This is a genomic window from Bartonella sp. HY761 (assembly GCF_026743145.1).
In the GTDB taxonomy this organism is placed as follows: domain Bacteria; phylum Pseudomonadota; class Alphaproteobacteria; order Rhizobiales; family Rhizobiaceae; genus HY038.
The window spans coordinates 743,421-767,179 of record NZ_CP104887.1 but is presented as its reverse complement, the minus strand read 5'-3'; the positions used below and the strand labels follow the sequence as shown (position 1 = coordinate 767,179).

The 23,759-nt window shown below is 40.7% G+C and carries 25 protein-coding genes; 13 read left to right on the top strand and 12 right to left on the bottom strand.

Translation table 11 applies throughout. The features are described 5' to 3' along the window. Positions 1-27: 27 nt before the first annotated feature. The 3 genes from N6A79_RS03155 to rpsU all read right to left on the bottom strand — a co-directional run bounded on the left by N6A79_RS03155 (position 28) and on the right by rpsU (position 3,127). Positions 28-1,380, bottom strand: a complete 1,353-nt coding sequence (locus N6A79_RS03155; protein WP_268546949.1) for a TolC family outer membrane protein — start codon at positions 1,378-1,380, stop codon at positions 28-30. Between the two features lie 170 nt (positions 1,381-1,550). Then, positions 1,551-2,348, bottom strand: coding sequence for a tetratricopeptide repeat protein (locus N6A79_RS03150; RefSeq protein WP_268546948.1), 798 nt, complete (start codon positions 2,346-2,348; stop codon positions 1,551-1,553). A gap of 554 nt (positions 2,349-2,902) precedes the next feature. Then, positions 2,903-3,127, bottom strand: a complete 225-nt coding sequence (gene rpsU / locus N6A79_RS03145) for a 30S ribosomal protein S21 (protein WP_182418867.1) — start codon at positions 3,125-3,127, stop codon at positions 2,903-2,905. A gap of 598 nt (positions 3,128-3,725) precedes the next feature. Between rpsU and N6A79_RS03140 the strand changes: the two genes are divergently transcribed. Then, entirely contained in the window at positions 3,726-4,655 is a 930-nt protein-coding gene (locus N6A79_RS03140; protein WP_268546947.1) for a 2-hydroxyacid dehydrogenase, read from the top strand. Between the two features lie 79 nt (positions 4,656-4,734). Here the strand turns inward: N6A79_RS03140 and N6A79_RS03135 are convergent, their stop codons facing one another. Both N6A79_RS03135 and ppk2 read right to left on the bottom strand, forming a co-directional pair. After that, positions 4,735-5,604: a transporter substrate-binding domain-containing protein gene (locus tag N6A79_RS03135; protein WP_268546946.1), complete on the bottom strand. Its 870-nt coding sequence runs from the start codon at positions 5,602-5,604 to the stop codon at positions 4,735-4,737. 25 nt (positions 5,605-5,629) lie between these two features. After that, positions 5,630-6,577, bottom strand: coding sequence for a polyphosphate kinase 2 (gene ppk2, locus N6A79_RS03130; protein WP_246708124.1), 948 nt, complete (start codon positions 6,575-6,577; stop codon positions 5,630-5,632). A 762-nt stretch (positions 6,578-7,339) separates the two neighbouring features. Between ppk2 and phoR the strand changes: the two genes are divergently transcribed. From phoR to N6A79_RS03070, 12 genes are all read left to right on the top strand, one after another. Further along, on the top strand, positions 7,340-8,593 hold the full coding sequence (gene phoR, locus N6A79_RS03125) for a phosphate regulon sensor histidine kinase PhoR (protein WP_182418863.1): 1,254 nt from the start codon (positions 7,340-7,342) through the stop codon (positions 8,591-8,593). Positions 8,594-8,696: 103 nt separating this feature from the next. Beyond that, complete coding sequence (chpT, locus tag N6A79_RS03120) at positions 8,697-9,326, top strand: histidine phosphotransferase ChpT (protein WP_182418862.1); 630 nt, start codon at positions 8,697-8,699, stop codon at positions 9,324-9,326. 234 nt (positions 9,327-9,560) lie between these two features. After that, positions 9,561-10,157 (top strand): imidazoleglycerol-phosphate dehydratase HisB, encoded by a 597-nt coding sequence (gene hisB, locus N6A79_RS03115; RefSeq protein ID WP_268546945.1) that lies wholly within the window; start codon positions 9,561-9,563, stop codon positions 10,155-10,157. Between the two features lie 68 nt (positions 10,158-10,225). Beyond that, positions 10,226-10,876 carry an imidazole glycerol phosphate synthase subunit HisH gene (gene hisH, locus N6A79_RS03110; protein ID WP_262097974.1) on the top strand — a complete coding sequence of 217 codons (651 nt, stop codon included), beginning with the start codon at positions 10,226-10,228 and terminating at the stop codon, positions 10,874-10,876. Further along, positions 10,873-11,619: a 1-(5-phosphoribosyl)-5-[(5-phosphoribosylamino)methylideneamino]imidazole-4-carboxamide isomerase gene (gene hisA / locus N6A79_RS03105; RefSeq protein WP_268546944.1), complete on the top strand. Its 747-nt coding sequence runs from the start codon at positions 10,873-10,875 to the stop codon at positions 11,617-11,619. Before hisH ends, hisA begins: the two co-directional genes overlap by 4 nt. 11 nt (positions 11,620-11,630) lie before the next feature. Continuing rightward, complete coding sequence (gene hisF / locus N6A79_RS03100) at positions 11,631-12,425, top strand: imidazole glycerol phosphate synthase subunit HisF (protein ID WP_182418858.1); 795 nt, start codon at positions 11,631-11,633, stop codon at positions 12,423-12,425. Positions 12,426-12,434: 9 nt separating this feature from the next. Continuing rightward, on the top strand, positions 12,435-12,755 hold the full coding sequence (locus tag N6A79_RS03095; protein ID WP_268546943.1) for a phosphoribosyl-ATP diphosphatase: 321 nt from the start codon (positions 12,435-12,437) through the stop codon (positions 12,753-12,755). A gap of 23 nt (positions 12,756-12,778) precedes the next feature. Continuing rightward, complete coding sequence (gene coaA / locus N6A79_RS03090; RefSeq protein WP_268547531.1) at positions 12,779-13,747, top strand: type I pantothenate kinase; 969 nt, start codon at positions 12,779-12,781, stop codon at positions 13,745-13,747. A gap of 520 nt (positions 13,748-14,267) precedes the next feature. Beyond that, on the top strand, positions 14,268-14,681 hold the full coding sequence (locus tag N6A79_RS03085; protein ID WP_268546942.1) for a hypothetical protein: 414 nt from the start codon (positions 14,268-14,270) through the stop codon (positions 14,679-14,681). Positions 14,682-14,745: 64 nt separating this feature from the next. Next, the gene (locus tag N6A79_RS03080; RefSeq protein ID WP_268546941.1) at positions 14,746-15,201 is read left to right on the top strand and encodes a hypothetical protein; all 456 of its coding nucleotides are present in this window, start codon (positions 14,746-14,748) and stop codon (positions 15,199-15,201) included. 134 nt (positions 15,202-15,335) lie between these two features. After that, positions 15,336-16,718 carry a leucyl aminopeptidase family protein gene (locus N6A79_RS03075; RefSeq protein ID WP_268546939.1) on the top strand — a complete coding sequence of 461 codons (1,383 nt, stop codon included), beginning with the start codon at positions 15,336-15,338 and terminating at the stop codon, positions 16,716-16,718. Positions 16,719-16,744: 26 nt separating this feature from the next. Then, entirely contained in the window at positions 16,745-17,605 is an 861-nt protein-coding gene (locus N6A79_RS03070) for a C40 family peptidase (RefSeq protein ID WP_268546938.1), read from the top strand. Between the two features lie 21 nt (positions 17,606-17,626). On the opposite strand, the gene N6A79_RS03065 is transcribed toward N6A79_RS03070, so the two are convergent. From N6A79_RS03065 to N6A79_RS03035, 7 genes are all read right to left on the bottom strand, one after another. Further along, positions 17,627-18,358 (bottom strand): alanyl-tRNA editing protein, encoded by a 732-nt coding sequence (locus N6A79_RS03065; protein WP_268546937.1) that lies wholly within the window; start codon positions 18,356-18,358, stop codon positions 17,627-17,629. Between the two features lie 4 nt (positions 18,359-18,362). Further along, entirely contained in the window at positions 18,363-19,238 is an 876-nt protein-coding gene (locus N6A79_RS03060) for a DMT family transporter (protein WP_268546936.1), read from the bottom strand. A gap of 198 nt (positions 19,239-19,436) precedes the next feature. Then, on the bottom strand, positions 19,437-20,051 hold the full coding sequence (locus N6A79_RS03055) for a GntR family transcriptional regulator (RefSeq protein WP_262079844.1): 615 nt from the start codon (positions 20,049-20,051) through the stop codon (positions 19,437-19,439). Positions 20,052-20,114: 63 nt separating this feature from the next. Then, a complete protein-coding gene (locus N6A79_RS03050) occupies positions 20,115-21,110 on the bottom strand; it encodes a phosphotransferase enzyme family protein (RefSeq protein WP_268546935.1) in 996 nt (331 codons plus the stop codon). 3 nt (positions 21,111-21,113) lie between these two features. Next, positions 21,114-21,743 carry a methionine biosynthesis protein MetW gene (gene metW, locus N6A79_RS03045; protein ID WP_182418850.1) on the bottom strand — a complete coding sequence of 210 codons (630 nt, stop codon included), beginning with the start codon at positions 21,741-21,743 and terminating at the stop codon, positions 21,114-21,116. Beyond that, positions 21,736-22,884: a homoserine O-acetyltransferase MetX gene (gene metX / locus N6A79_RS03040; protein WP_442784269.1), complete on the bottom strand. Its 1,149-nt coding sequence runs from the start codon at positions 22,882-22,884 to the stop codon at positions 21,736-21,738. Before metX ends, metW begins: the two co-directional genes overlap by 8 nt. A gap of 201 nt (positions 22,885-23,085) precedes the next feature. Beyond that, positions 23,086-23,703, bottom strand: a complete 618-nt coding sequence (locus N6A79_RS03035; RefSeq protein WP_268546933.1) for a 2,3-bisphosphoglycerate-dependent phosphoglycerate mutase — start codon at positions 23,701-23,703, stop codon at positions 23,086-23,088. Positions 23,704-23,759 lie beyond the last annotated feature (56 nt).

Here is a 23,759-nt window from a genome sequence, read left to right as displayed (position 1 = left end):
AGATATTACTAATTAAATGATTTTTTATTATTGTGGAGTATTAATACCAATCCACTTTTTTTGCACTGCATCATAATGTTTCATAGGGTCATATTTATCCACATCAAGCCCTAAGTAATCAGCTGTCATGCGCCCCAAAGCCGATTGCACATTATAACTCGCAATCACCGTATCACGCTCTGATTGCGCAAGAGCAATTTGCGCATTGATCAGCACTGAACGTGATTCTAAAACATCAAGAGTAGTTGCTTGGCCAACTTGATATTCTTCACTGCGACCATTTAGTGCAATTCGTGCTGCCTTAACACTATCATTATAAGCAGATACAGCAGAACGGGCCCCCTCAAGCTGAGACCAAGCAGACGTTAAAGCACTGCGTACGGTATCGCGTGATACTTCCACTTCAACCGTTGCCTGGCTGACTTGTTCTTTAGATTGACGAACTTGCGCCGACAAGCGCCCACCTTGATAGACCGGAACAGTAACTGAAACGCCAGCGCTATTGGCACGGCCTTCACCAATAGGGAGACCTTTATAAATATGATTATAGGAACTGCTAGCAGAAAGGTCAGCCTGTGGTAATAAAGCACCTTCTTTCGACTTAACATTAAATTGCTGCGCATCAAGTGCATATTTTGAAGCAACAATTGCTGGATGCTCTGTATCTGCAATTGTATAACCAGCATTCAAATTAGCAGCGAGCGCCTTTGCTAGCGCGGGACGCTCCAACTGGCCTGGTTCAACACCGATAATTTGGCGATAATAGGCCTGTGCAGATTTAACCGCAGCTTCTGCTTGGGCTAATTCTGATAAGGCTTGCGAGCGAGCTGCGCGCGACTGCGCCAAATTGGTTTGCGTACCTTCACCAACATCAAGGCGCGACTGATCAACGCGCACTTGCTCATCCAAGGCTGCAAGATTTTGACGACGCAAACCAACGATCTGTTGCTTTGCAAAAAGATCAGCATAGGCTGATACGGCATTGGTTAGCTGATTTTGCTCTTCATTTCGCAAAGCCTCACGCTGAGCTGCTGCCTGAGCTTGTGCAGCACGTACATTATTAGCGGTCTGGAAACCATCAAACAATGACTGGCTAACTTGAATAGCCAAAGACCCACTATTGGTGTACAACCCCGTTTGAGCCGAGCGAGAACGTGATAGGCTACCTGTTCCCTGAATAATTGGTCTCATACCTGAGCGGGCAATAGCAACATCTTCATCGGTAATACGAGCATTAGCACGCGCAGAGTTAAGCGTTGGATTATTTTTATATGTCTGCGCCCATGCATCTTTTAAACTATCTGCTGATGCCGGTGTCATAGCAAAGGCAACAGATGCACCCAAGGCAAACAAGCAGGAAAGTAAAGTTTTCTTTTGCATCTATTTTCCCTAATTCAATCCAACGTGGTTTTGGCCAAAAATTTGGCATTCATTCAATTATGTGCAGCATGATCTTTAATATAAATGCAACTCAAGGTCAAACCCACATTTATGTAATCACCTATCTATTGATTTGATCAACAGCAAGCTTACCAAATATAGATCATATATTATCTAGTGCGTGTCATACCATCACGGGCAGCTTGATATTTAGGATCAAGAAGCGAGGCGCGTTGATAGGACTGAAAGGCTTGAGGCTTATTGCCCTGACGCTCTAATACCGTTGCTTGATTATACCAGCTTTCAGCATTTTGCTTATCCAACCTTACCGCCGCCGTAAAATCATCCTGCGCATTTTCCAAATCATTTAGTGCGACATAGGAAACACCGCGACCATTATAGGGCGCAGGTTGACTTGGCTGACGCGAGATTGCGGCACCAAAATCTGCAATTGCTTGTGTATGTTGGCCACGTGCTTGCTCAACCAAACCACGGCCATACCAAGCACGACCATCAGTGGTACCAAGTGAAATTGCCTGTGAAAAATCATTATAGGCAAGATCAAGCTGGTTATTTTCACGATAAACATTACCCCGCCCAACAAGCGCGGACGTATAACCTGGATCCATCTCCAAGGCACGCGAATAATCAGCCACTGCTGCCTGATCGTTTTTCATATGACGATTAATCAAAGCACGGTTAGCATAAGCTGCAGCAAATTGCGGATTAAGCTTTAATGCTGTATTAAAGTCATTAATCGCTTCCCTATATTTACCTGCACGCCCATAGGCTGAACCACGCACATTATAAGCAGTAGCGTCATTAGGATTATTGCGAATAACCGCGCTGAGCGAAGAAATATTCTCGATGGACCCCTGCGCAAGATCCTCAGCAGTACCAACAAAATTTGTTGTAGTGCAGCCTACAAGCAACAAAACAGCACATAGGCTCAAACGAAATTTACCCATATTAAATCCCAAGAATTAAAGAAGCCCGACCACACCAAAATGCATATCAAAATTTTTCCATTATAAAATAACATGCAAATAATGTCGCATTTTTAGATAATGACAGGCTAAAAACAGAGTTACAACTTGTGCCACCCCTTATTTAAATTGCCGTTAATGATTATTATGGCAAGATCAAGGCAGAATCACTACAAACAATTATGAATGGCATAATTGGCTGCAAATATAGTCATAATTTATTTAAATATGATTTACACTATAGCCAAATCACCATTAGTGCTTCATCTCATCACACACTGCAAATAGTGGGTCATGTGTATTTTGGAGCAGGTTAAATGTAATTATAGACCCATTAATATTTAATGGAATCACACTATTTCCCATTAAAGCATATCATTTCAATGAAGATCATATTGGTGTTGACCATGCTTATAAAACTTAAGCAAACGCCAGATAAAAGCTGATTCTATAAATAAATTTAGTCTAAAAATAGATTAGGCAGACGTAAACGCCTGCCCTCAATAATTGTATTTTTGATTCTTGCAACGCAGAAATTAGCGAGCAGCGCGACCTGAAACCAAACCTTCACGCTGTGCGCGCTTACGAGCGAGCTTACGAGCGCGACGAACAGCTTCAGCCTTTTCACGGGCGCGCTTTTCAGAAGGCTTTTCATAATGGCCACGCATTTTCATTTCGCGGAAGATACCTTCACGCTGCATTTTTTTCTTAAGCGCGCGCAGCGCTTGGTCAACATTGTTATCGCGAACGAGTACCTGCACTTGTAATCCTGCTTTTCTCCATAAAAGATGCACTTACATGCAATCTTTATATTGGTTAAACTTTCACACGATTGCTATCAATTAAGCAGCACATAAGCACTACAATAGAACCGGTGATCTTATTAAAATAAAGTCAAAACTTCTGCTCTTGATTACCTATCAAGAAGAATGTGAAGAGCCGATAGCACAAAAACCTAGCATTTGTCTATAAGCTTATGACATTTTGTAGCATTTTATCGTGTAAAGCATAGGTAAAAATCAAAATTAACACGCCATTACCAATAATAATGGCAAGCAAGGTTTTTAATTATCAATCAGCCAAACAAAACGAGATAATTGGAATCAACGGGCGATAAACCATGTTTTATGTTAATTGCTGTTAAAGCCAAATATTTAACAAAAATAAGAAAAATCTATTTTCCTAGCTAATCTAGCACGATCCATATTTAAAATCCATTGGGGGAAACAATACAGTTGGCGCACCATGTTTTATGGAACATGCTTTACTAAGAAAAACTTAAATAACATTTATTTGTGCCGTTCCTTGTTAAACTTGCTATATACTTGTTTTATAGCCTTTAGCTTAGGGAGAGTTTTTATGCTACCATCGTGCCTAATTCTTGATAACAGCTTGCCAGCAAAAATTATCGCTGGTATCGAAGCAGTTACAACACCAATATTCGCCAAGGATAATCCTAGCGATGATGTTCTAAAAAGCGTTCAATATGCTGTCGTTTCGCCAATGACGGGATTTGATGAGAGCTGGTTTGATCGCCTAGCCAATTTAAAGCTCATAGCGGTTTTTGGTGTCGGCTTTGACAAAATTAATATTAAAGAGGCGCGCCGCCGCAATATTGATGTCACGACCACTCTTGGCATTTTAACCGAAGATGTAACTGATATGGCCTTAGCGCTTTTATTGGCACTTACCCGCCAAATTGTTAAGGGCGATGAATTCATTCGAGCTGGCACTTGGGCGAAGGGGGAAAAATTCCCGCTAGGCACATCTATTCGCGGCAAAAAAGTTGGGATTGTTGGGCTTGGTGCCATTGGCTTGGACATTGCGGAGCGCACGCAAGCCTTTGGCATGCTGCCACGCTATTATAATCGTAGCCCAAAGGCAAATTTAACTTGGCCGCATTATCCCAATGTTGTGGAACTTGCCAAGGATAGCGATGCATTAATCGTTGCAATATCCGCTAATGGCGAAACAGAAAAAATTATTAATAAGGATGTGTTAGAGGCACTTGGATCATCAGGCGTGCTTATCAATATTGCTCGCGGCTCAGTCATTGATGAAGATGCTTTAATCACGGCTTTACAAAGCAAGCTTATTGCTGGCGCAGGGCTTGATGTATTTTTAAATGAGCCTAAAATTAACCCTGCTTTTTTAACCCTTGATAATGTGGTACTGGCACCGCACCAAGGCAGCGCTACCAATGAAACCCGTGAATCTATGGGACAATGTGTCATTGATAATATAAAAGCGGTTATTGACGGCAAACCCGCCCTCACCCTTATTAATTAATCTTGAAAATAAAAGGGGCAAAAAGCCCCTTTTTTAAAGGCAGTTTTTTAAAAATGCGATTTCAATAAAATTCACAATTTCAATAAAAGCCAATTGGAAAATAACGTAAATATAATTCTTGCAACTTACCACTTTGCTCCAATCGGCTAAGTGAATAGTCAAAGGCTTTGGCAAGACTTTCATCCTGCTCACGCACAGCAATTTGCATGCCACCGCCAAGCAATGCTTTATTCAAATAAGGACCACCAACAAATTGCGCTTTACCGCCATTATCAGGTTGCGAAAGCCAAAGCGAAAAGCGCATGCCATCACCAAAACCAAGTACAACATCACCGGTTAACACTGCACTATAAAGCGTGTCATAATCCTTAAAGCGGATGATTTCAGCTTTTGGAAAGTAACTCTGCACCATAATTTCATGGCCAGTCTTTGCAACAACACCAATTTTTGTGCCATTAAGTTTATCACTCAGTGGCTCCGACATAATATTGCTAGCAAGACCAATAAAACGGGCGGGGAATGCGATATAGACATGAGAAAATCTTAAATATTGGCGGTTATCCATTGTTGGACTTAGGCCGGCAATAATAGCTTCCCCCCCCTTATCCAAAAGGCGTTTTTGCAGCTCATCAAACGGCAAAGCTTCAACCTGACAGCGCGCAACAATATCAAGGTCTTCGCAAATAGCTCTGATAAGATCAACATTATAGCCCGATAGCACACCATCATTATTGAGATAATTAAAGGGTGGAAAATCAACTATAGTTAAAAACCGCACCCTTTCATATTGGCTCAAGTCAGGCTTTACTGGTTTTATTTTGCTGTAAAAAAAATGTGGTAAGTCACGCTGCTGGGCGTGACTTGACCATGGTAGCAACAAAGCCAAAATCGTAATAAGGCTTAAAAGCAGTCTGAGACTACGGAAGGTATAAGTCGAACATAATCTCATATCAAAGCTTTAAATCTCACGCTGGTTAGGATTTATCATCAGAGGTAAAATTCTTTTCAAATCCATCCCCTTCGCGTAGGAACGATGGACCATGACCAATAATATTACCATCTTCCACACCAATGGCATTAATATCGCGATCTGTATAGGGAATTGATAATAAAATTCTCTGAATAACCGCCAAACGAGCCCGACGTTTGTCATTAGAGCGCACAATCGTCCAAGGCGCCATAGCACTATGCGAAACAGTTACCATCCGCTCTGTTGCTTTGGAATAGTCATCCCACTTGGAAATGCCCGCCTCATCCATTGTTGAAAATTTCCAATGTTTTAGGTCACTATGGCGGCGTTCATGGAAACGTTTCAACTGCATTTCTTGCCCAATATCAAGCCAAAATTTAAAGAAACGAATACCATCAGAAACAATCAAGCGCTCAAATGAAGGAACTTCGGATAAGAATAGATCCACTTGCGCAGGACTTGCAAAACCCATAACCGATTCAACTCCTGCACGATTGTACCAAGAACGGTCAAAGGTTACAAATTCACCACGAGTTGGAAAATGCTGTACATAGCGTTGGAAATACCACTGCCCATTTTCAGTTTCGTCCGGTTTTGGTAGCGCCACATTTCGTGCAGAACGCGGATTTAAATATTGACGTAATACATCAATTGTACCGCCTTTTCCTGCTGCATCGCGTCCTTCAAACAAGATAACGACCCTACCACCTTGATCTTGCAGCCAACCTTGTAATTTCACTAGCTCGATCTGTAAAGCCAAAAGCATTTTTTCATATTCATCACGGTTCATCTTTTGCGTATAGGGATAACCGCCTGATGTCATTGCCTGCTTTTCAATCCAATCGGGCAATTTGGGATCACTAATATTAAATACCCGCTTTTTGCCATTTAGAGTAAGCTCGATCCCGTCAACTTTAGGCTTTTTACCATTTTTTTTTGGCTTTTCACTCACGATTGGCTCCTTTTTGCTATTTTTGATATTGTATCTGTATAAAATCACAATTTAAATAGTTTTTAAGTCAAATAGATTTCAGCTATCACTAATAAGTTTTAAGCAATTACAATGACCAACCCTAGTCTAATGTAGCACAATTTTTAATGCTTTTAAATTTAAACTATTCTTAGGACCATAATTTATAAAATCTAGAAAAGCTAAGTTGTAAAATTGGCCTTATTTTGTTGTCCATTCTATTTAACTACCCCCGATATAGATATTAAATATTCTAGCAAAATTTTACCTTTATTCGAATCAATCTTAAAAAAACTCGCGTTCCAAATTTCAGGTATTTTTTCGGCTACCAAATAGGCCACAATTTTAGATATTTTCCATACAATATTATTAGCTGCGGCAATATGCCCTGCTCGTTCGACATTGATGCATATGGATACAGTGCCCTTAGCTTAAAAAACAAGATAGCGTAATTAAAATGGGGATTATCAACGGATGTAATATATTACTTGTCATAGTGACATATTATTGATTCCGATTTTAATTAACTTTTTTGCAGCTAAATGAAAGAGGAGCGGAAGATATTAGCAAGTTCGATATTACTTATAAAATAAATTCAGTAACATGAGATTTTTAATGGGGCATTTTGCAAATATATTGATTTAGTTTTATGTAAACCAATACATCAGATAAATATATTACTTAAGCGACTTAACTTACCAACCCAATGCCCTATGTGACTTACTAATTGGAGTAAAACGAATAATGAGAAGCCTTGGAATAATTGCTACACTTATAGGGCTTAGCCTTTTGCCAGCCATTTGGTTTTTCCCAAGCAATATAGTTTTTATCTGGTGTATCATTGTTTTAGGTTTTGAAATATTTTATTTTCGCCGTTTGATATTGCTGATAAAACGTTTGATCCGTTTATCTGAACGCATAAGTTTGGAAAAACGACCCGCAAACATAATGCAATTTGATGCAGAAAAACTGGCTAATGCCCTTAATGATCCCTTGGTATTTTTCGACCATTCAGGCAATATCAGCTTTATTAATCATGCAGCCTATCAAACATTTTCTGGTCTCAGCCGTGACCAAAGCCTCTTTGCCCGCTTCCGCGCTCCCGAATTATCAAACCTTTTTCGCAATGTTACAGCAAGCGGCGTTGCGCGTAGCATCGAATATGGTGAAAAAGGCGCAGAAAGACGATGGTTTAATCTTGCAATTATTCCAATCACCAAAGACCTTTTTGTTTGCCATTTTCGTGACCATTCAGAAATGCATCGCTTGGCGCGTATGCGTACGGATTTCGTTGCCAATGCTAGCCATGAATTGCGCACGCCACTAACATCGCTACGCGGTTTTATTGAAACCCTGCGTGGACCTGCGCAAAATGATAGCGAAGCTCGGGCGCGATTTCTTATCATCATGCAAGAACAGGCAGAGCGCATGTCGCGCTTAATTGATGACTTACTATCACTTTCACGCCTTGAAACTCAAACAGGCCCAGGAATGGTTGAACGGCTTGATACCGCCAAATTACTACGCCACGTGACCGAAACATTAACACCGCTTGCCCGCAAAAATGATGTTAATATTGAACTTAACCTTGAAGAGGATATGCCTGCCCTTGCCGCCAATCGTGACAGTTTGATCCAACTTTTTCAAAACCTTGTTGAAAATGGTTTAAAATATGCGGCCTCAGGCAAAAAAATTGTGGTTTCAGCTAAATCTGTCGGCACACAAATTCATATTGCCATTCGCGATTATGGTATGGGCATTGAGGCAGAACATTTACCGCGCCTCACTGAGCGTTTTTATCGTGTAAGCGTCGATATAAGCCGAGCGCATAAAGGGACTGGTCTTGGGCTTGCCATTGTTAAGCATATCATTACTCAACATCGCGGCAAATTGGAAATCACTTCAAAACTTGGCGAAGGATCGACTTTCACCGTCATTTTGCCGGCCTCTAACAACAAAGAAACCCTTTTAACCAATCCTGCCGACGATCTTCACTAAAAGATATAGCAACGTTTCAAGCAAATGATTAGGAAACTGTTCACTTCATTGCTTTATAACCAAGCCAAATAGTCCATATGCATTTTTCAAAAGCGGAGTTACCATGCCCCTCGCCATCACTCTATCAGCCCAAGATCTTGCCGCGCTGCTTGCAAGCCGCATTTGCCATGATCTCATTTCTCCAATTGGCGCTATTAATAATGCAATGGAATTATATGATGAAGGCGGCGCCGAGGAAGATGCCCTTGAACTTATCCGTATGTCGGCAACCAATGCATCGGCTCGCCTGCAATTTGCCCGGATTGCTTATGGTGCGGCAGGTTCTGCCGGTATGGAAATTGATACAGGCGACGCTGAATCAGTTGCACAAAAATATATGGCAAATGAAAAGGCGCAATTATCTTGGCAGGGCACACGCATGCTTTTGCCAAAAAATGAAGTAAAATTGCTGCTCAATCTTTTACTCATTGCAAATGGCTCCATTCCGCGCGGTGGCGAAATCAAAGTCAATCTTAGCCGCGACAATGATAAAACCATTTTCACCATTGCGGTGAGTGGCAAAATGTTACGAATTCCGCCGCGCTTTGTTGAATTATTTAATGGCGACTTACCGGGTGAACCGGTGGATGGTCATGCCGTGCAATCCTATTATACCTTATTACTTGCAGAACTAGCCCATATGAAAATTGATATTCGTGTTTTACCAACTGAAATTATTTTTTCAGCAAGTTAAAATTTTCTCGGTATAGTTCACCACAAAGCGGTTAAAGCAAAATTGTTCTTTAACCGCTTTATTTTTTTAAAAGTGCTTTAAACTGTTATAAAATGCTATCGTCTCTTATAAATTAAGTGTTTTAATGTTGATTTTGTGGCGAGAAAAATAGATAGTCACGCTAACTTAATCAAGCATTTCACTATAGGCTTGGCAAGCTATAGTGGCGCAACGATAAATAAGAGGGAACAGACTATGGCACGTAAAGCCTCGTTAAGCCGTAAAACCAATGAAACTGATATTACTGTTAAAATTGACCTTGATGGCACAGGGCAATTTAATATCAATACTGGCATCGGCTTTTTCGATCATATGCTTGAACAATTATCCCGCCATTCATTGATTGATATGGAAATTACTGCCAATGGTGATTTACATATTGATGACCACCATACTGTTGAAGATTGCGGCATTACCCTTGGTCAAGCCATTGATAAGGCTTTGGGTACGCGCAAGGGCATTATTCGTTATGCATCACTTGATCTTTGCATGGATGAAACCGAAACCCGCGCAGCCATTGATGTTTCTGGCCGCCCATTTCTTGTGTGGAATGTTAACTTTAATGCTGCAAAAATCGGTAGCTTTGACACTGAATTGGTACGCGAATTTTTTCAAGCCTTAAGTCAACACGCAGGCATTACCCTTCATGTAACCAATCACTATGGTGTTAATAATCACCATATTTCTGAAACCTGTTTTAAAGCCGTTGCCCGTGTCCTTCGTACAGCCATGGAAAGCGATCCGCGCCAACCCGAAGCTATCCCATCAACCAAGGGTTCACTACAGGGTTGATAAAACTGTTTCTTAGCTCTTTAAAAGCTTGAAATAAAGCATTCATAAAAGGCAACAAGGAAGATTAAATGCGTGTTGCAATTATAGATTATGGTTCTGGTAATTTACGCTCGGTTCAGCAAGCATTTGAGCGCGCTGCCCATGATCACGCAATTAAGGCTGAAATAATATTAACCGATAAGGCCGAAGACTTAGCGCAGGCTGATCGCATTGTTTTGCCTGGCGTTGGCGCTTTTGGCGATTGTAAACAAGGCCTTCAAGATTTAAGCGGCATGATTACTGCCCTTAATGAAGAAGTGATTGCTGGCGGCAAACCATTTCTTGGAATTTGCGTTGGCATGCAACTTTTGGCGCGGCGCGGCTTAGAAAAAGGCGAAACCGCGGGACTTGATTGGATTGGCGGCAATGTTGTGCCTATCAAACCAAAATCAAGCGATTATAAAATTCCGCAAATTGGCTGGAACACTTTGAGCGTTCATAATAATCACCCATTATTATCGCAAATTCCAACCGGCAGTGATGGGCTCCATGCCTATTTTGTTCACTCTTATCATTTTGAATGTGAAAAGCCGCAAGAGCTAATAGCCACAACCGATTATGGTAGCCCTATCACCGCAATGATTGGTCGCGATAATATTGTTGGTACGCAGTTTCATCCTGAAAAAAGCCAACGCCTCGGTTTACAATTAATTGCCAATTTTCTGGAGTGGATGCCTTGATACTTTATCCTGCTATCGATTTAAAACAAGGTCAATGCGTGCGTCTTGTCAAAGGTGATATGAATGCAGCTACCCTTTATAATGAAGACCCTGCCGCGCAAGCTTTAAGCTTTGAACAACAAGGCTTTGAATGGTTGCACGTCGTGGATCTAGATGGCGCTTTTGCTGGTAAATCCATGAATGGTGATGCGGTTGACGCAATTTTAAAAGCGACTAAAAATCCCGTGCAACTTGGCGGTGGTATCCGCACAATTGAGCATATTGAAAATTGGCTTAGCAAGGGGCTTGCCCGTGTTATCCTTGGCACTGTTACTGTGCGTGATCCTGCCCTTGTGCGGGAAGCTTGCCGATTATTTCCAGGCCATATTGCTGTTGGCATTGATGCGCGCAAGGGCAAGGTAGCTGTTGAAGGCTGGGCGGAAGAATCAGAACTTGACGTAATTGACCTTGCCAAACAATTTGAAGGCGCTGGCGTTGCCGCTATCATCTACACTGATATTGATCGCGATGGCATTTTGAGCGGTATTAATTTTGATGAAACCTTGCGACTTGCCAATGCGGTTACCATTCCCGTCATTGCCTCGGGTGGGCTTGCTTCCATTGATGATGTTAAACGCCTAACCCAAAGCGATGCGGCGATTTTAAACGGTGCTATTTCTGGTCGCGCTTTATATGACGGGCGTATTAATCCACATGAGGCATTACAATTGCTTAAAAATGGCAATGCGACAAGCAATTCTTGAAAGGGCATAAAATGAGCTTGAAAGCACGGGTTATTCCTTGTCTTGATGTAAAAGATGGCCGCGTTGTCAAAGGCGTCAATTTTGTTGACTTAATTGACGCTGGTGATCCAGTTGAAGCTGCCCGCGCTTATGATGCGGCTGGGGCTGATGAATTATGTTTTCTTGATATTACCGCATCGTCCGATAATCGCGAAACTATATTTGATGTTGTCGCCCGCACCGCAGAACATTGCTTTATGCCTGTAACCGTTGGTGGCGGCGTGAGACGAGTTGAAGATATGCGCAATTTATTATTGGCAGGTGCCGACAAGGTCGCGATCAACACCGCTGCGGTACAAAATCCTGATCTTGTCTCACAAGGTGCGGATAAATTTGGCAATCAATGTATTGTTGTGGCGATCGATGCCAAATGCGTAAACCCGCAAGACGAAAACCCGCGCTGGGAAATTTTTACCCATGGTGGACGTACAGCAACCGGCATTGATGCCATCGCCTTTGCACAAGACATGGTAAAACGCGGTGCTGGCGAAATCTTGCTAACCTCAATGGATCGTGATGGTACCAAATCAGGCTATGATATTGCACTTACCCGGACGATCGCCGATGCGGTATCGGTACCAGTAATTGCATCTGGCGGCGTTGGCACATTAGAGCACATGGTTGAAGGCATTCGTGATGGCCATGCAACAGCGGTGCTTGCGGCTTCGATCTTCCATTTTGGCACCTATTCAATTCGTGAAGCCAAACATTATATGGCAAAAGCAGGGTTGCCTATGCGACTTGACCCCGTTGGCGACAATAATTGAGATAATGATATGAGTGAATTTACCTTAAAGACTTTAACCAATATTGTTGGTACGCGCGCCAAAGTTACCGATGGCAGCTCCTATACGGCAAGTCTTGTTGAAAAGGGCATGACCAAAGCCACTAAAAAGCTTGGAGAAGAAGCAGTTGAAACGGTGATTGCAGCCCTTGCCGAAGATAAGCATCATTTAATTGGCGAGAGCGCTGACCTTCTTTATCATCTTGCTGTTGTTTGGGAGATTGCGGGCATTAATGTTGATGATGTTATGGCCGAATTAAACAAACGAACGGCGCAAACTGGCTTGCAAGAAAAGGCGGCACGTCAGCCATGAATAATAATGCCCTTGCAATCGAAATGCCTGATTTAAGCTATGATGTATTAAACGGTCAATATTCTCCTTATAGTCTTTTTTCGGCAGAAGAATGGGCAAAATTTCGCGCTGATACGCCATTAACCCTGACATTTGATGAAGTTAAGCGGTTACGTTCTATTGGCGATCCAATCGACCTTGACGAAGTGCAACGCATTTATCTATCACTATCGCGCTTGCTTTATGCCCATGTAGAATCTTCGCAGCGGCTTTTTAGGCAACGCAGCGATTTTTTACGCATGCAGAATATTCCTAAAACGCCTTTTATTATTGGCATTGCGGGATCTGTTGCGGTTGGCAAATCAACCACTGCACGTATTTTGCAAGAACTGCTTAAGCGCTGGCCCACGAGCCCTAAGGTTGACCTTGTAACCACAGATGGATTTCTATATCCTAATGACGTGCTACGCGCTGAAAACCGCATGGAACGCAAAGGCTTTCCAGATAGCTACGACACAGGTAAAATTTTACGTTTTTTAAATGACATTAAAGCTGGCCGCCACATGGTACCGGCTCCTCTTTATTCACATTTAAGCTATGACGTTTTGGAGGGTGAATATATCACCATTGACCAACCGGACATTCTTATTTTTGAAGGTATCAATGTTTTGCAAGTACGCGACTTGCCAAGCGGTGGGCGGGCTATTCCCTTTGTTTCAGATTTTTTTGATTTTTCCATTTATATTGATGCTGATACAGCCATGATTAATAAATGGTATTTAGAGCGTTTTAAACGCCTACGCGAAACCGCTTTTCAAAACCCTCAATCATTTTTTCATCGCTATGCAAGCCTAAGTGATGATGCGGCAGGTGCAATGGCACAAGGCTTATGGGATAATATCAACCTAAAAAACTTAGAAGAAAATATTTTACCCACCAGGCCAAGAGCAAGTCTCATTTTGCGCAAAGGTCAAAATCATTTGGTTGAAAAAGTTGCGCTTAGAAAGCTGTAAAGACATATTCTTTTAAATTGAATAAAAAGCAAGATTGTTTTGCATTCCATATATTTTAGTTCTTTTTCATTTGCTTGTCGCAACCGTAATGCTGGCACAATCAAAATATTGATTGAACATGGTGCAATTAATCACCATATTAATAAGCCTTATTGTAATGACTAAAACTTAAACATTTTAAAGTTTTTTAACCACAAAGGCTCTGGTCTTTGTGGTTTTTTGTTTTCAACACCACATAAATAAAAGCATGTTTTTTAAAACCTGTGCAATGAGCATGTCACTTAAAATAGACAATAAATCAAGTATTTTAGGATTCACATTTATGATAATATGTGTTTTACTAGTCTACTACGGGATAAAAAACATTCCTTACGCCATTGAACAATTTATGCTTTAGTCTGGCAAATATCGATGGTCTTAAAAACAGGCAAAAAAGCCCAGGCTTTAATATTTCAATGTTAAGGCACATTAATAATAATAATTTCGACAAGGCTGAAAACCATTAATAAAGGTCAATGAGATGATTTTTCTTCCTTTTTCAACAAAAAATAGTCAACTCATTGCAGAATTATCAGAATGTTATCTACAAAAATGGGTATATGAAAACCAAAATTTGGACATTTATATTGAGAGTGAGAATTTTAACATTCAATTGCAAACTACTTGCGAATTCTTACAAGCTGAAAGATTGAGCGAATTTAGGAGTAAGAATATATGTCGATTGCAAATTATTAATATAAAAGATATATTTAATACAATTAATGGTTACTATGTTCCTCCCATTGATTTTCATACATTGATGAAATACAAAAAATATTCCTATATATACGGAACAAAAAATGATAAAAATTATATATTTGAACTAATTGGATATAGAGATTTATTATCATTTACAATTAATAATTTAAATGACATCAAATATATATTAAAATAATGATCTTAACCCATGTATTATTCTTGTGAAAGGATCTATTAAATTTTCAAAGCAGAAACACTTTATGGTAGATGTTACTTCCCTTAAACCTCATCCTACAACTGGGCTCAGAATTAATATCAATAAGCCTCATATGTCTATTGAAAATTTACCCTATAAGAATGTTGTATTGATTGGGTTACAACAAAACCAATTACCGGAAAGCCTTATTTTAAATCTTGCTAAAAATGGTAATCAGAATTTCTTTATCTATGGTAGCGATGCCAATAAAATTGAAGATTACATTGATGACATTTTAATTGATAATAATCTATTTTGCACAACAAGCGCTAATGATGAGCTTGATGAGTGCATCTTGCTATTTTCCAATGAATTTTATCAATATGGTGAGGGCGCGCTAGCAAATAGCAGCCATCTTATTATTTATGATGAAAAATATACTGATATTGCCATCATTTTTAAAAACTTAAAAAAATATAACTTGTTCACATCAATATCTAAAGGACAAGAACAAAGTTAGTTTTTCAATTTTATCTTTTAACTTGATTTTTTTCAAAAAATAGGCGGATTATCATATATTAATCCGACTTAAGTTTAAGCAAATAATACGTCACAGATTATAGCAAGATTATTTTTGAAATTAAAAGGTGCTTTATGAATATTCATTTAAATATTACTTTCACCACCAATCTAGCAGCCACAAGTTTACCCATATTTTTTACAAATGAGCGCGATTTTGCAACGCTGCCGCTATCAAATTTCAGCGCAAATTGGCTAAAAGCACAAAATTTTAAAGCAAAATCAGGGGCATTTGCATTATTACCTAACGAACAAGGCGATCTTTGTGGCGCAGTACTCATAAACTGTCCAGACAATGGCGCTTTTATTACTGGAAAATTAGCAGACGCCTTACCCGATGGTGATTGGCATTTTCATGATGACCAAAATTTGCAGCACTTACACTATTTAGGGCTTGCCTTAGGTGCTTATAAATTTAATCGCTATTTGAAACAACCAAGTGAAAAGGCTTTACGCTTTTTTGTGCCAAGCCACATTGATAATAAAGCGCTATTAAGCCAAGCTGAAAGCACAATACTTGTACGCAATCTCATCAATACCCCAACCAATGATATGGGGCCTGACCAGCTTGAAAACATTGTCCGCATGCTTGGCAATCAATTTGGCGCGTCAGTCCATGCCGTTATTGGTGATGATTTGCTGTCACAAAATTTTCCGCTTATTCATGCGGTTGGCCGTGCAAGCGCTATTGCGCCGCGTTTGATTGAACTTAACTGGGGGCGGCAAGATGCGCCCAAAATAACTCTTGTTGGTAAGGGTGTTTGTTTTGATACTGGTGGTCTTGATATTAAACCAGCAAGCGGCATGTTATTAATGAAAAAAGACATGGGCGGCGCTGCAAATGTTATTGGTCTTGCCCAAATGATTATGGAGCAAAGGCTCGATGTGCGCTTAAAACTACTCATCCCTGCAGTGGAAAACTCAATTGCTGGCAATGCATTTCGCCCAAGCGATATTTTAATCAGCCGCAAAGGCTTAACTATTGAAATTGGCAATACCGACGCAGAAGGAAGACTGGTACTCGCCGATGCGCTTGCCTATGGCGATGAAGATGCACCCGATTTAATCATTGACATGGCAACATTAACCGGCGCCGCGCGTGTTGCCTTAGGGCCTGATTTGCCACCATTTTATAGCCATGACCAAAATTTGGTTAACGCAATTAACGCGCAAAGCCTTGCTCAACATGACCCAGTTTGGCAATTGCCACTTTGGCCTGCTTATAAGAAACATCTCGATTCACCGATTGCCGATTTAAACAATGTCACAAGCGGTGGATTTGCTGGATCAATCACTGCAGCCTTGTTTTTAAACCAGTTTGTAGAACAAGCAAAATCTTGGGCGCATTTTGATATTTACGGTTGGACACCAACAGCACGCCCAAGTTTTCCAAAAGGTGGTGAAGCACAAGGCATAAGAGCACTTTTTGCTGCGATTAAGCTATTATATTGTAAATAATCTTTGCAAATTAGAAGGCCAAATAAATGGAAAAACTTGATCCTCGCCTTAATGCCTATCGTGATGACCTTGCAGATATCACCTTAAAAGGACGCGTTAATGCACAAAAATTCGTTGAAGGTGTTAAACATCGTATTATTGCGCCAGTAAGCGATATTAAAAAAGCCGCTAACTTTTCTAGTTCTACTTTAAGCCAAATGTTACTTGGTGATGAAGCACTCGTTTTTGAAAATCACAATGATTTTTGCTTTATCCGTTCATTGCAAGATGGCTATGTCGGATATGTCGCCAGTAGTCATATCAGCGTTGACAAACGTCCCCTCACCCACCGCGTTAAAGTACCGCGCAGTTTTATTTACCCAATGGCAGATTTAAAAACGCCACCAATTGACGCCATTTCGATGAATTCCAAACTAACCATTGATGGTTTTGAAGAAACACGCGGCACGCGCTATGCTATGCTTGAAGATGGCAAAGCAATCATTGCCGCGCATATTGAGCCAATTGATGTGCGTGCCCTTGATTTTGTTTGTATTGCAGAAAGCCTCATCCATACGCCCTATTTATGGGGGGGCACATCAGCCTTTGGTATTGATTGCTCCGGCCTTGTGCAATTATCCTTTGCAATGGCTGGTCGTAATGTCATGCGCGATAGTGATATGCAACAACATTCCATCGGCCATGAAATACCAGAAGGCTTGCCAAGCGAGCGTGGTGATCTTGTCTTTTGGCAAGGACATGTTGCTATTATGATTGATAAGGATAACCTCATTCATGCCAATGGTGCTTCCATGGATGTACGGATTGAGCCATTAAATGAGGCTATCTCGCGTATTGCCAAGCTTTATGGCCGCCCAACCTGCTATCGCAGGCCTGAAAGCCTGTAAGCGACAATTCTACGTGTCTTTTTAGGCAACAAATCCAACAGATAAGCGCCTACATTCGGCGCTTACTTTTTTGGTTTTTGCAACTTCAATCTTGCCGATTTCACTGGTGTTGTTAACATGGGTTCCGCCACAGGGCTGAATATCAATATCGGCAATTTTTACCAATCGCACCTTATCATTATTTTGCGGTGGCGCCGCGTTTAATGTGCGTACAAGCTGAGGATTTTGCGCCAGCTCATTATTGGTGATGAAATCTTGACTTATTTCCAAAGCATATTCAATATATTGGCTTAACTTGCCATTGATAAGATCCTTATCAAAAGCATCGGTTGTTACAAAATCAAGCCGCGCAGCAGTATCGCTAATTTGGCAACCATTAACTGGGTAGGGTAAAATCGCGCATAAAAGATGGGCTGCGCTATGCATCTTCATGATATTATAGCGATATGCCCAATCAATATTACAGATAACAGGCAAATTTAATAAGCTACCGCGATCAAGTGGCGTATCGCACGCAATAATATGAAAAACCCCTTGTTCATTGCTGATTGGATGAGATTTTATAACTTTTTCAACTTTAAAAACTGTTCCATTAGATAAGACAATTTCGCCTCTATCACTTAATTGGCCGCCACTCTCTGCATAGAAAATTGTTTGATCGAGCACCACGATATTATCAAAAACATCAATAATTTTTGCCTCGCATTGTTTAAGATAGGCATCATTAATATGTAGTTTTAACGTATCAACCATGAGGCTATTTCCTTTTAACGAGATAAATTCCAACCAAAACGATAAACATTGCCAGTACTTCCATCCATGTCAAACTTTCATGGAAAAACAAAAACGCATAAATTGCCGAAATAACCGGCTGAGTTAAAACAAGAATAGAGGCAAAAGAGGCAGAAATACGCCCCAAACTGTAACTTAAGCCACCTTGCCCTAAAATTTGAGAAAAAACCGTTAGTCCAAGAATTGGGAAAAAAGCATGCCATGTATTGGGAAATTGAATGCCTTCAGTCATCAAGCATATGAAAAATAGTGTCACAATTGAACCAAGGCCACTATAAAACATGATTTGCACAGCACTAGTACGGTTACGCAATTTATAAACCATCAACAAAAATAGCGCGTAAAATATTGAGGTTAAAAAGGCAAGACTATCACCAAGCAGATTAACTGATGTAATTGTGGATTTACCGCTAACTAGCAAGACTACGCCAATTAGAATAACAATCGCCCCCAAAAAGAAATTGGGCGATGTTGGTTCTTTATAAATAAAATAACATACTGGAATAATAATTAAAGGCACAAAATTGGCTAAAAGATTGGCATTAGCAACAGTTGTATAATGAAAAGAAATATTCCAAATTGCTAAATCACCGGCCAAAAAGCCACCGGCAATTGCCAAAAGGATAAAATCCTTGCCCGATAGTGGCTTATAGCTTGTTGTTGATTTTTCATAAAGTAAAAATGGCAGTAAAATTGGAATACTAAATACAATGCGCCATAGGCCAGTATTAATCGGCCCTAGATCACTCATTCGCACAAAAATACCACCTGATGCCAAGCAGCTAACAAATAGCAGAACAAGCAAAACATCACGGCTATTATTGGTTCTATTATTTGTCACTCTTTTCCCACACTTATAAATGATTAATATTTTTGACAGATCATCATTATGAGAAAAATTTGCTATAAATCTATAATAAAAATAAAATATTATTATTTTTAAAATCTATACATGGGTTTTAAATGACAAAGCCACTATATAAAATAAAAACGTATAAAACAAAAGCAAAGTGCAAAAACACAATCCTAACAAAGAAAATTATGCACGTTTCCAGTCGATATGGTGAGCAAGGACACTTACTGCTAAATCGATATTATTTTTGCGTAAAGCATCTAAAATGGCACGGTGATCGCGGTCACTTGGTGCTTCCCATTCGGCTCGCCAGCCAGAAAAAACAAAGCGTGCGCTAGCAATATGCAATTCATCAATCGTGCTCATTAATCGCGGCATGTTGCAAGGCGCAAGGATAGAGCGGTGAAATTGCCGATTAGCATCTTCCCAAGTAGCAACATCGCGGGCCGCCTCTCCCAAACTTGTTAATTCTTCAGCCTTTTCTAAAATGGCAGGCGTTAAATGTGGAGCTGCATGGCGCAAAGCCAAAGCCTCTAATGATGCGCGCATTTGCGCCACTTCGCGCATGTCATCCTTAGTAAAGGAAGAAACCCTAACGCCGCGCCTTGGTAAGCTTACCACCAAGCCCATAGCTTCTAAACGGCGAAACGCTTCACGCACCGGCACATGGCTGGTTGAAAACTCAATTGCGATATGGTCTTGCCGCAATTTTTCATCAGCTTGCATCTCGCCGCGAATAATCCGCTCGGCAAGGATTTTAGCAATATTATCAGCGATTGGTTCTTGAAGCGTTTTTTCCATGATCCAATAGATAATTCATTATTTTATGAAGTCGATTGTTAATTTGCCTTTTTAACAGTTAAATCAACCATGCTTGTTTAAATATATTTTGGCAAGATGGCTTGTTATACAGCCAAATTGATCATTTAGTGTGATAGCCGTAGACGTTTCACTATGGCTCATCAACCAAGCGGTTAGCTGCATGCGCCGCATCATGATGAGATGAGGCAAGGATTCAATCATATCTTTATCGGGCTCACTTACCTTTGAATAGCCACTCAACCATTGATCTTGCAACAAGGGCACGATCGGCTCATTTTCGATAAAACTGATAGCATTGGCAAAATCCAAACCAAGCCAAGAAAAGCCGCAATCGTCAAAATCAATAATCGCTAATTCATTCCCATGCATAAGCAAATTGGCAAGGCGCAAATCGGCGTGTAAAAGCGAAAATTTTGTGCCTTTATTTGTTAGCGCTTCACAGGCATTTTTTAATTGCGCATCGCAAATTTCAAGTAGGGCTTTATTTTGTTCGTCAAGCCTTGCTGCTCGCCAATTACCCCAATAGGCATTTTTACCAATCATGGTTTCATAGGCCCAGCTTTTGCGGGTAAAAATATTTTTACTATTAGCAGCTTGAGATGGCCAGTCTCGTGTTATGCTATGTAACTGCGCCGCTAATCCGCCTAATTTATTAAACCATTGTGGTAAATTATCAGATATTTTAGGCTCAATACCTTCGATAAATGAAAAACAGGCAATTCGCCAATCAATGCCTTCTGCACGAATCGTTAAAAAATATTGATTATCTTTGGTTTTATAAATATGGGGCAAAATAATATTGCCTTGTTGTTCAACCTTTTGCATGAATTGCAATTCGCTTAATATCTCTGCATTGCTATGATAATGCGGTCGATAAACACGAAGCACACGTTTTTGCCCCTTATCTTGAATAATGAAGGTGGCATTTTCTGAATAGGTAAGCAAAGCAACTTCAGCATTGGAGTGAAAGCCCCAATGCCTAATATTATCCTTAACAAGGGCGGCTAAAAACGCTAATCTGTGACGGGTATAAAACATGGTTTAACGGCGCAACAGAAACACAGCTTGTTGCCCAAACATATTAAGGGCAGCTTCTGGCAGCCGAAAACTCACGCGCTCGCCAGAGCGTTTAAGCACCACTCTTTCCTCAATGTTCCCATTTAACTCACGCACCGTATCCAAAAAATCCTCAATCGTACAAAAATGGATATTGGGCGTGTCATACCAACTATAAGGTAATTCTTTGGTAACCGGCATTCTACCGCGAAATAACAGTGAAGCGCGCACTCGCCAATAGCCAAAATTGGGAATCGACACAATGACATGTTTGCCAATACGCAGGAGATTATCGAGTACATTTTTAGGATTGCGTGTTGCCTGCAAAGTTTGGGATAATATCACATAATCAAAGGCTTGATCGGGATAATAGATAAGGTCACTATCGGCATCACCTTGAATAACCGATAGGCCGCGTGCCATGCAAAGATCGACGCCCTCTTGTGATAATTCAACACCGCGCCCATCAATTTTTTTTCGCTCAATCAACAATTCAAGCAATGAGCCATTACCGCAGCCAACATCAAGGACGCGTGTTTGTGGCTGCACTAGCGAGGCAATGACGTCAAAATCCACACGCGAAAGACTGGCACTAAGATTTGCTATGTCACTCATCTTTTAGCCCTCTTGCTTTAGCAGCCGATGCAACAAAACCATTAATTGCCGAAAACATTATTGGTTCATCCAGTAAAAATGCGTCATGTCCTTTATCGGTTTCAATTTCAACAAAGGAAACCGCTGCCCCCGCAGCATTTAGCGCGTGAACAAAACTGCGGCTTTCTTTGGTAGAAAACAACCAATCAGATGAAAAAGAAGCAACAAACACCCGCGATTTAATGCCGGCAAAGGCTTTTGACAATTGGCCATCATGCTCGCTAGCAAGATCAAAATAGTCCATAGCGCGGGTGAGATAGAGATAGGAATTGGCGTCAAAACGTTCAACAAAAGAACTTCCTTGGTGGCGTAAATAGCTTTCGATCTGGAAATCCGCATCAAATCCATAGGTGATATTACTACGATTTTGCAAATTGCGACCAAATTTGCGATGTAAGGCATCTTCTGACAAATAGGTGACATGCGCAGTCATACGCGCGACACTTAAACCTTTGCGTGGCACAGTGCCTTTTTCTAAATAGCGACCTTCATGAAAATTGGGGTCAGCCATAATCGCTTGCCGGCCAATTTCATCAAAGGCAATATTTTGCGCTGAATGGCGTGCGCCACTTGCCAAAATAATCGCCGAGAACATACGACTATGATAGCTTGATGCCCATTGCAACACTTGCATGCCTCCCATGGAGCCACCAATAACCGCAAATAATGTATCAATACCCATATGATCAATAAGCATGGCTTGCGCCCGTACCATATCACCAATGGTAATTACCGGAAAATCAAGTGCGTAAGGAAGTCCTGTTTGCGGATTAAGTGATGCTGGGCCAGATGAGCCTAAACATGAACCAATAACATTGGAGCAAATAACATAATATTTGTTTGTATCGATTATTTTGCCAGGGCCAACCAATGATTCCCACCAACCTGGTTTACCGGTAACCGGATGATCATTAGCAACATGTTGATCGCCGGTTAAAGCATGGCAAATAAGAATAGCATTGCTTTTATCTGCATTTAAAGTGCCATAATCTTGATAGGCAATTTGAAAGGGTGACAATGTCACGCCGCTATCAAGAATAAGGGGATTATCGGGGCCAAACTTGACAATTTTGCTGTCAGGCTGCACCGCTTGGGCAAGCATAATGCCACCCGCAGGATTGGGTATTGAATTGTTCATTTCGGTTGCACCGTCTAGAAAGAGTTAATGCGGTGATATTAGCCATAACTCAATCAATTTTACAATGTATTTTTGCATAAGTATTAGTTTTGCTAAATACGAAATAAAAAGCTGTTCGCCCCGCTTTAGGGCGCACAGCTTCTTAATGACTTAATTTTGATAGATTTAACCAAGCACTTTTTTAGTCGCAATGGTTGAATCAGCATTTAAGGTATAAACAATTGGCACACCAGTCGCTAGCTCAAGCTTTACCACCTCATCAGGGGTTAAGCCTTCAAGTGCCATAATTAATGCTCGTAATGAATTACCATGGGCCGCAACAAGCACTGATTCACCGCGCAAAACATGCGGTTGAATTTTATGGATATAATAAGGCCAAACACGCGCGCCAGTATCACGTAAACTTTCACCTGCTGGTGGTGCAATATCATAGGAACGGCGCCAAATATGAACTTGATCTTCACCCCATTTTTGACGAGCATCATCTTTGTTAAGACCTGATAAATCACCATAATCGCGCTCGTTCAAAGCTTGGTCGCGGATGGTTTGCAAATTCGGCTCGCCAATCTCGTCTAAAATATGTTGGCAGGTCACCTGTGCGCGGCTTAAAGCTGAAGTAAAGGCAATATTAAACTGAAGTCTTTCTGCCTTTAATTTTTGGCCTGCGCTAATAGCCTCTTGATGACCTTGCTCGGTCAATCCTGGATCACGCCAGCCAGTAAAAAGATTTTTAAGATTCCATTCGCTTTGACCATGACGGACAAGTACAAGTGTGCGTTGCATATCTGTTTCTTCCTTTTGCGAGATTGGATTTTATAAAATAGTTAAACTAATTACTT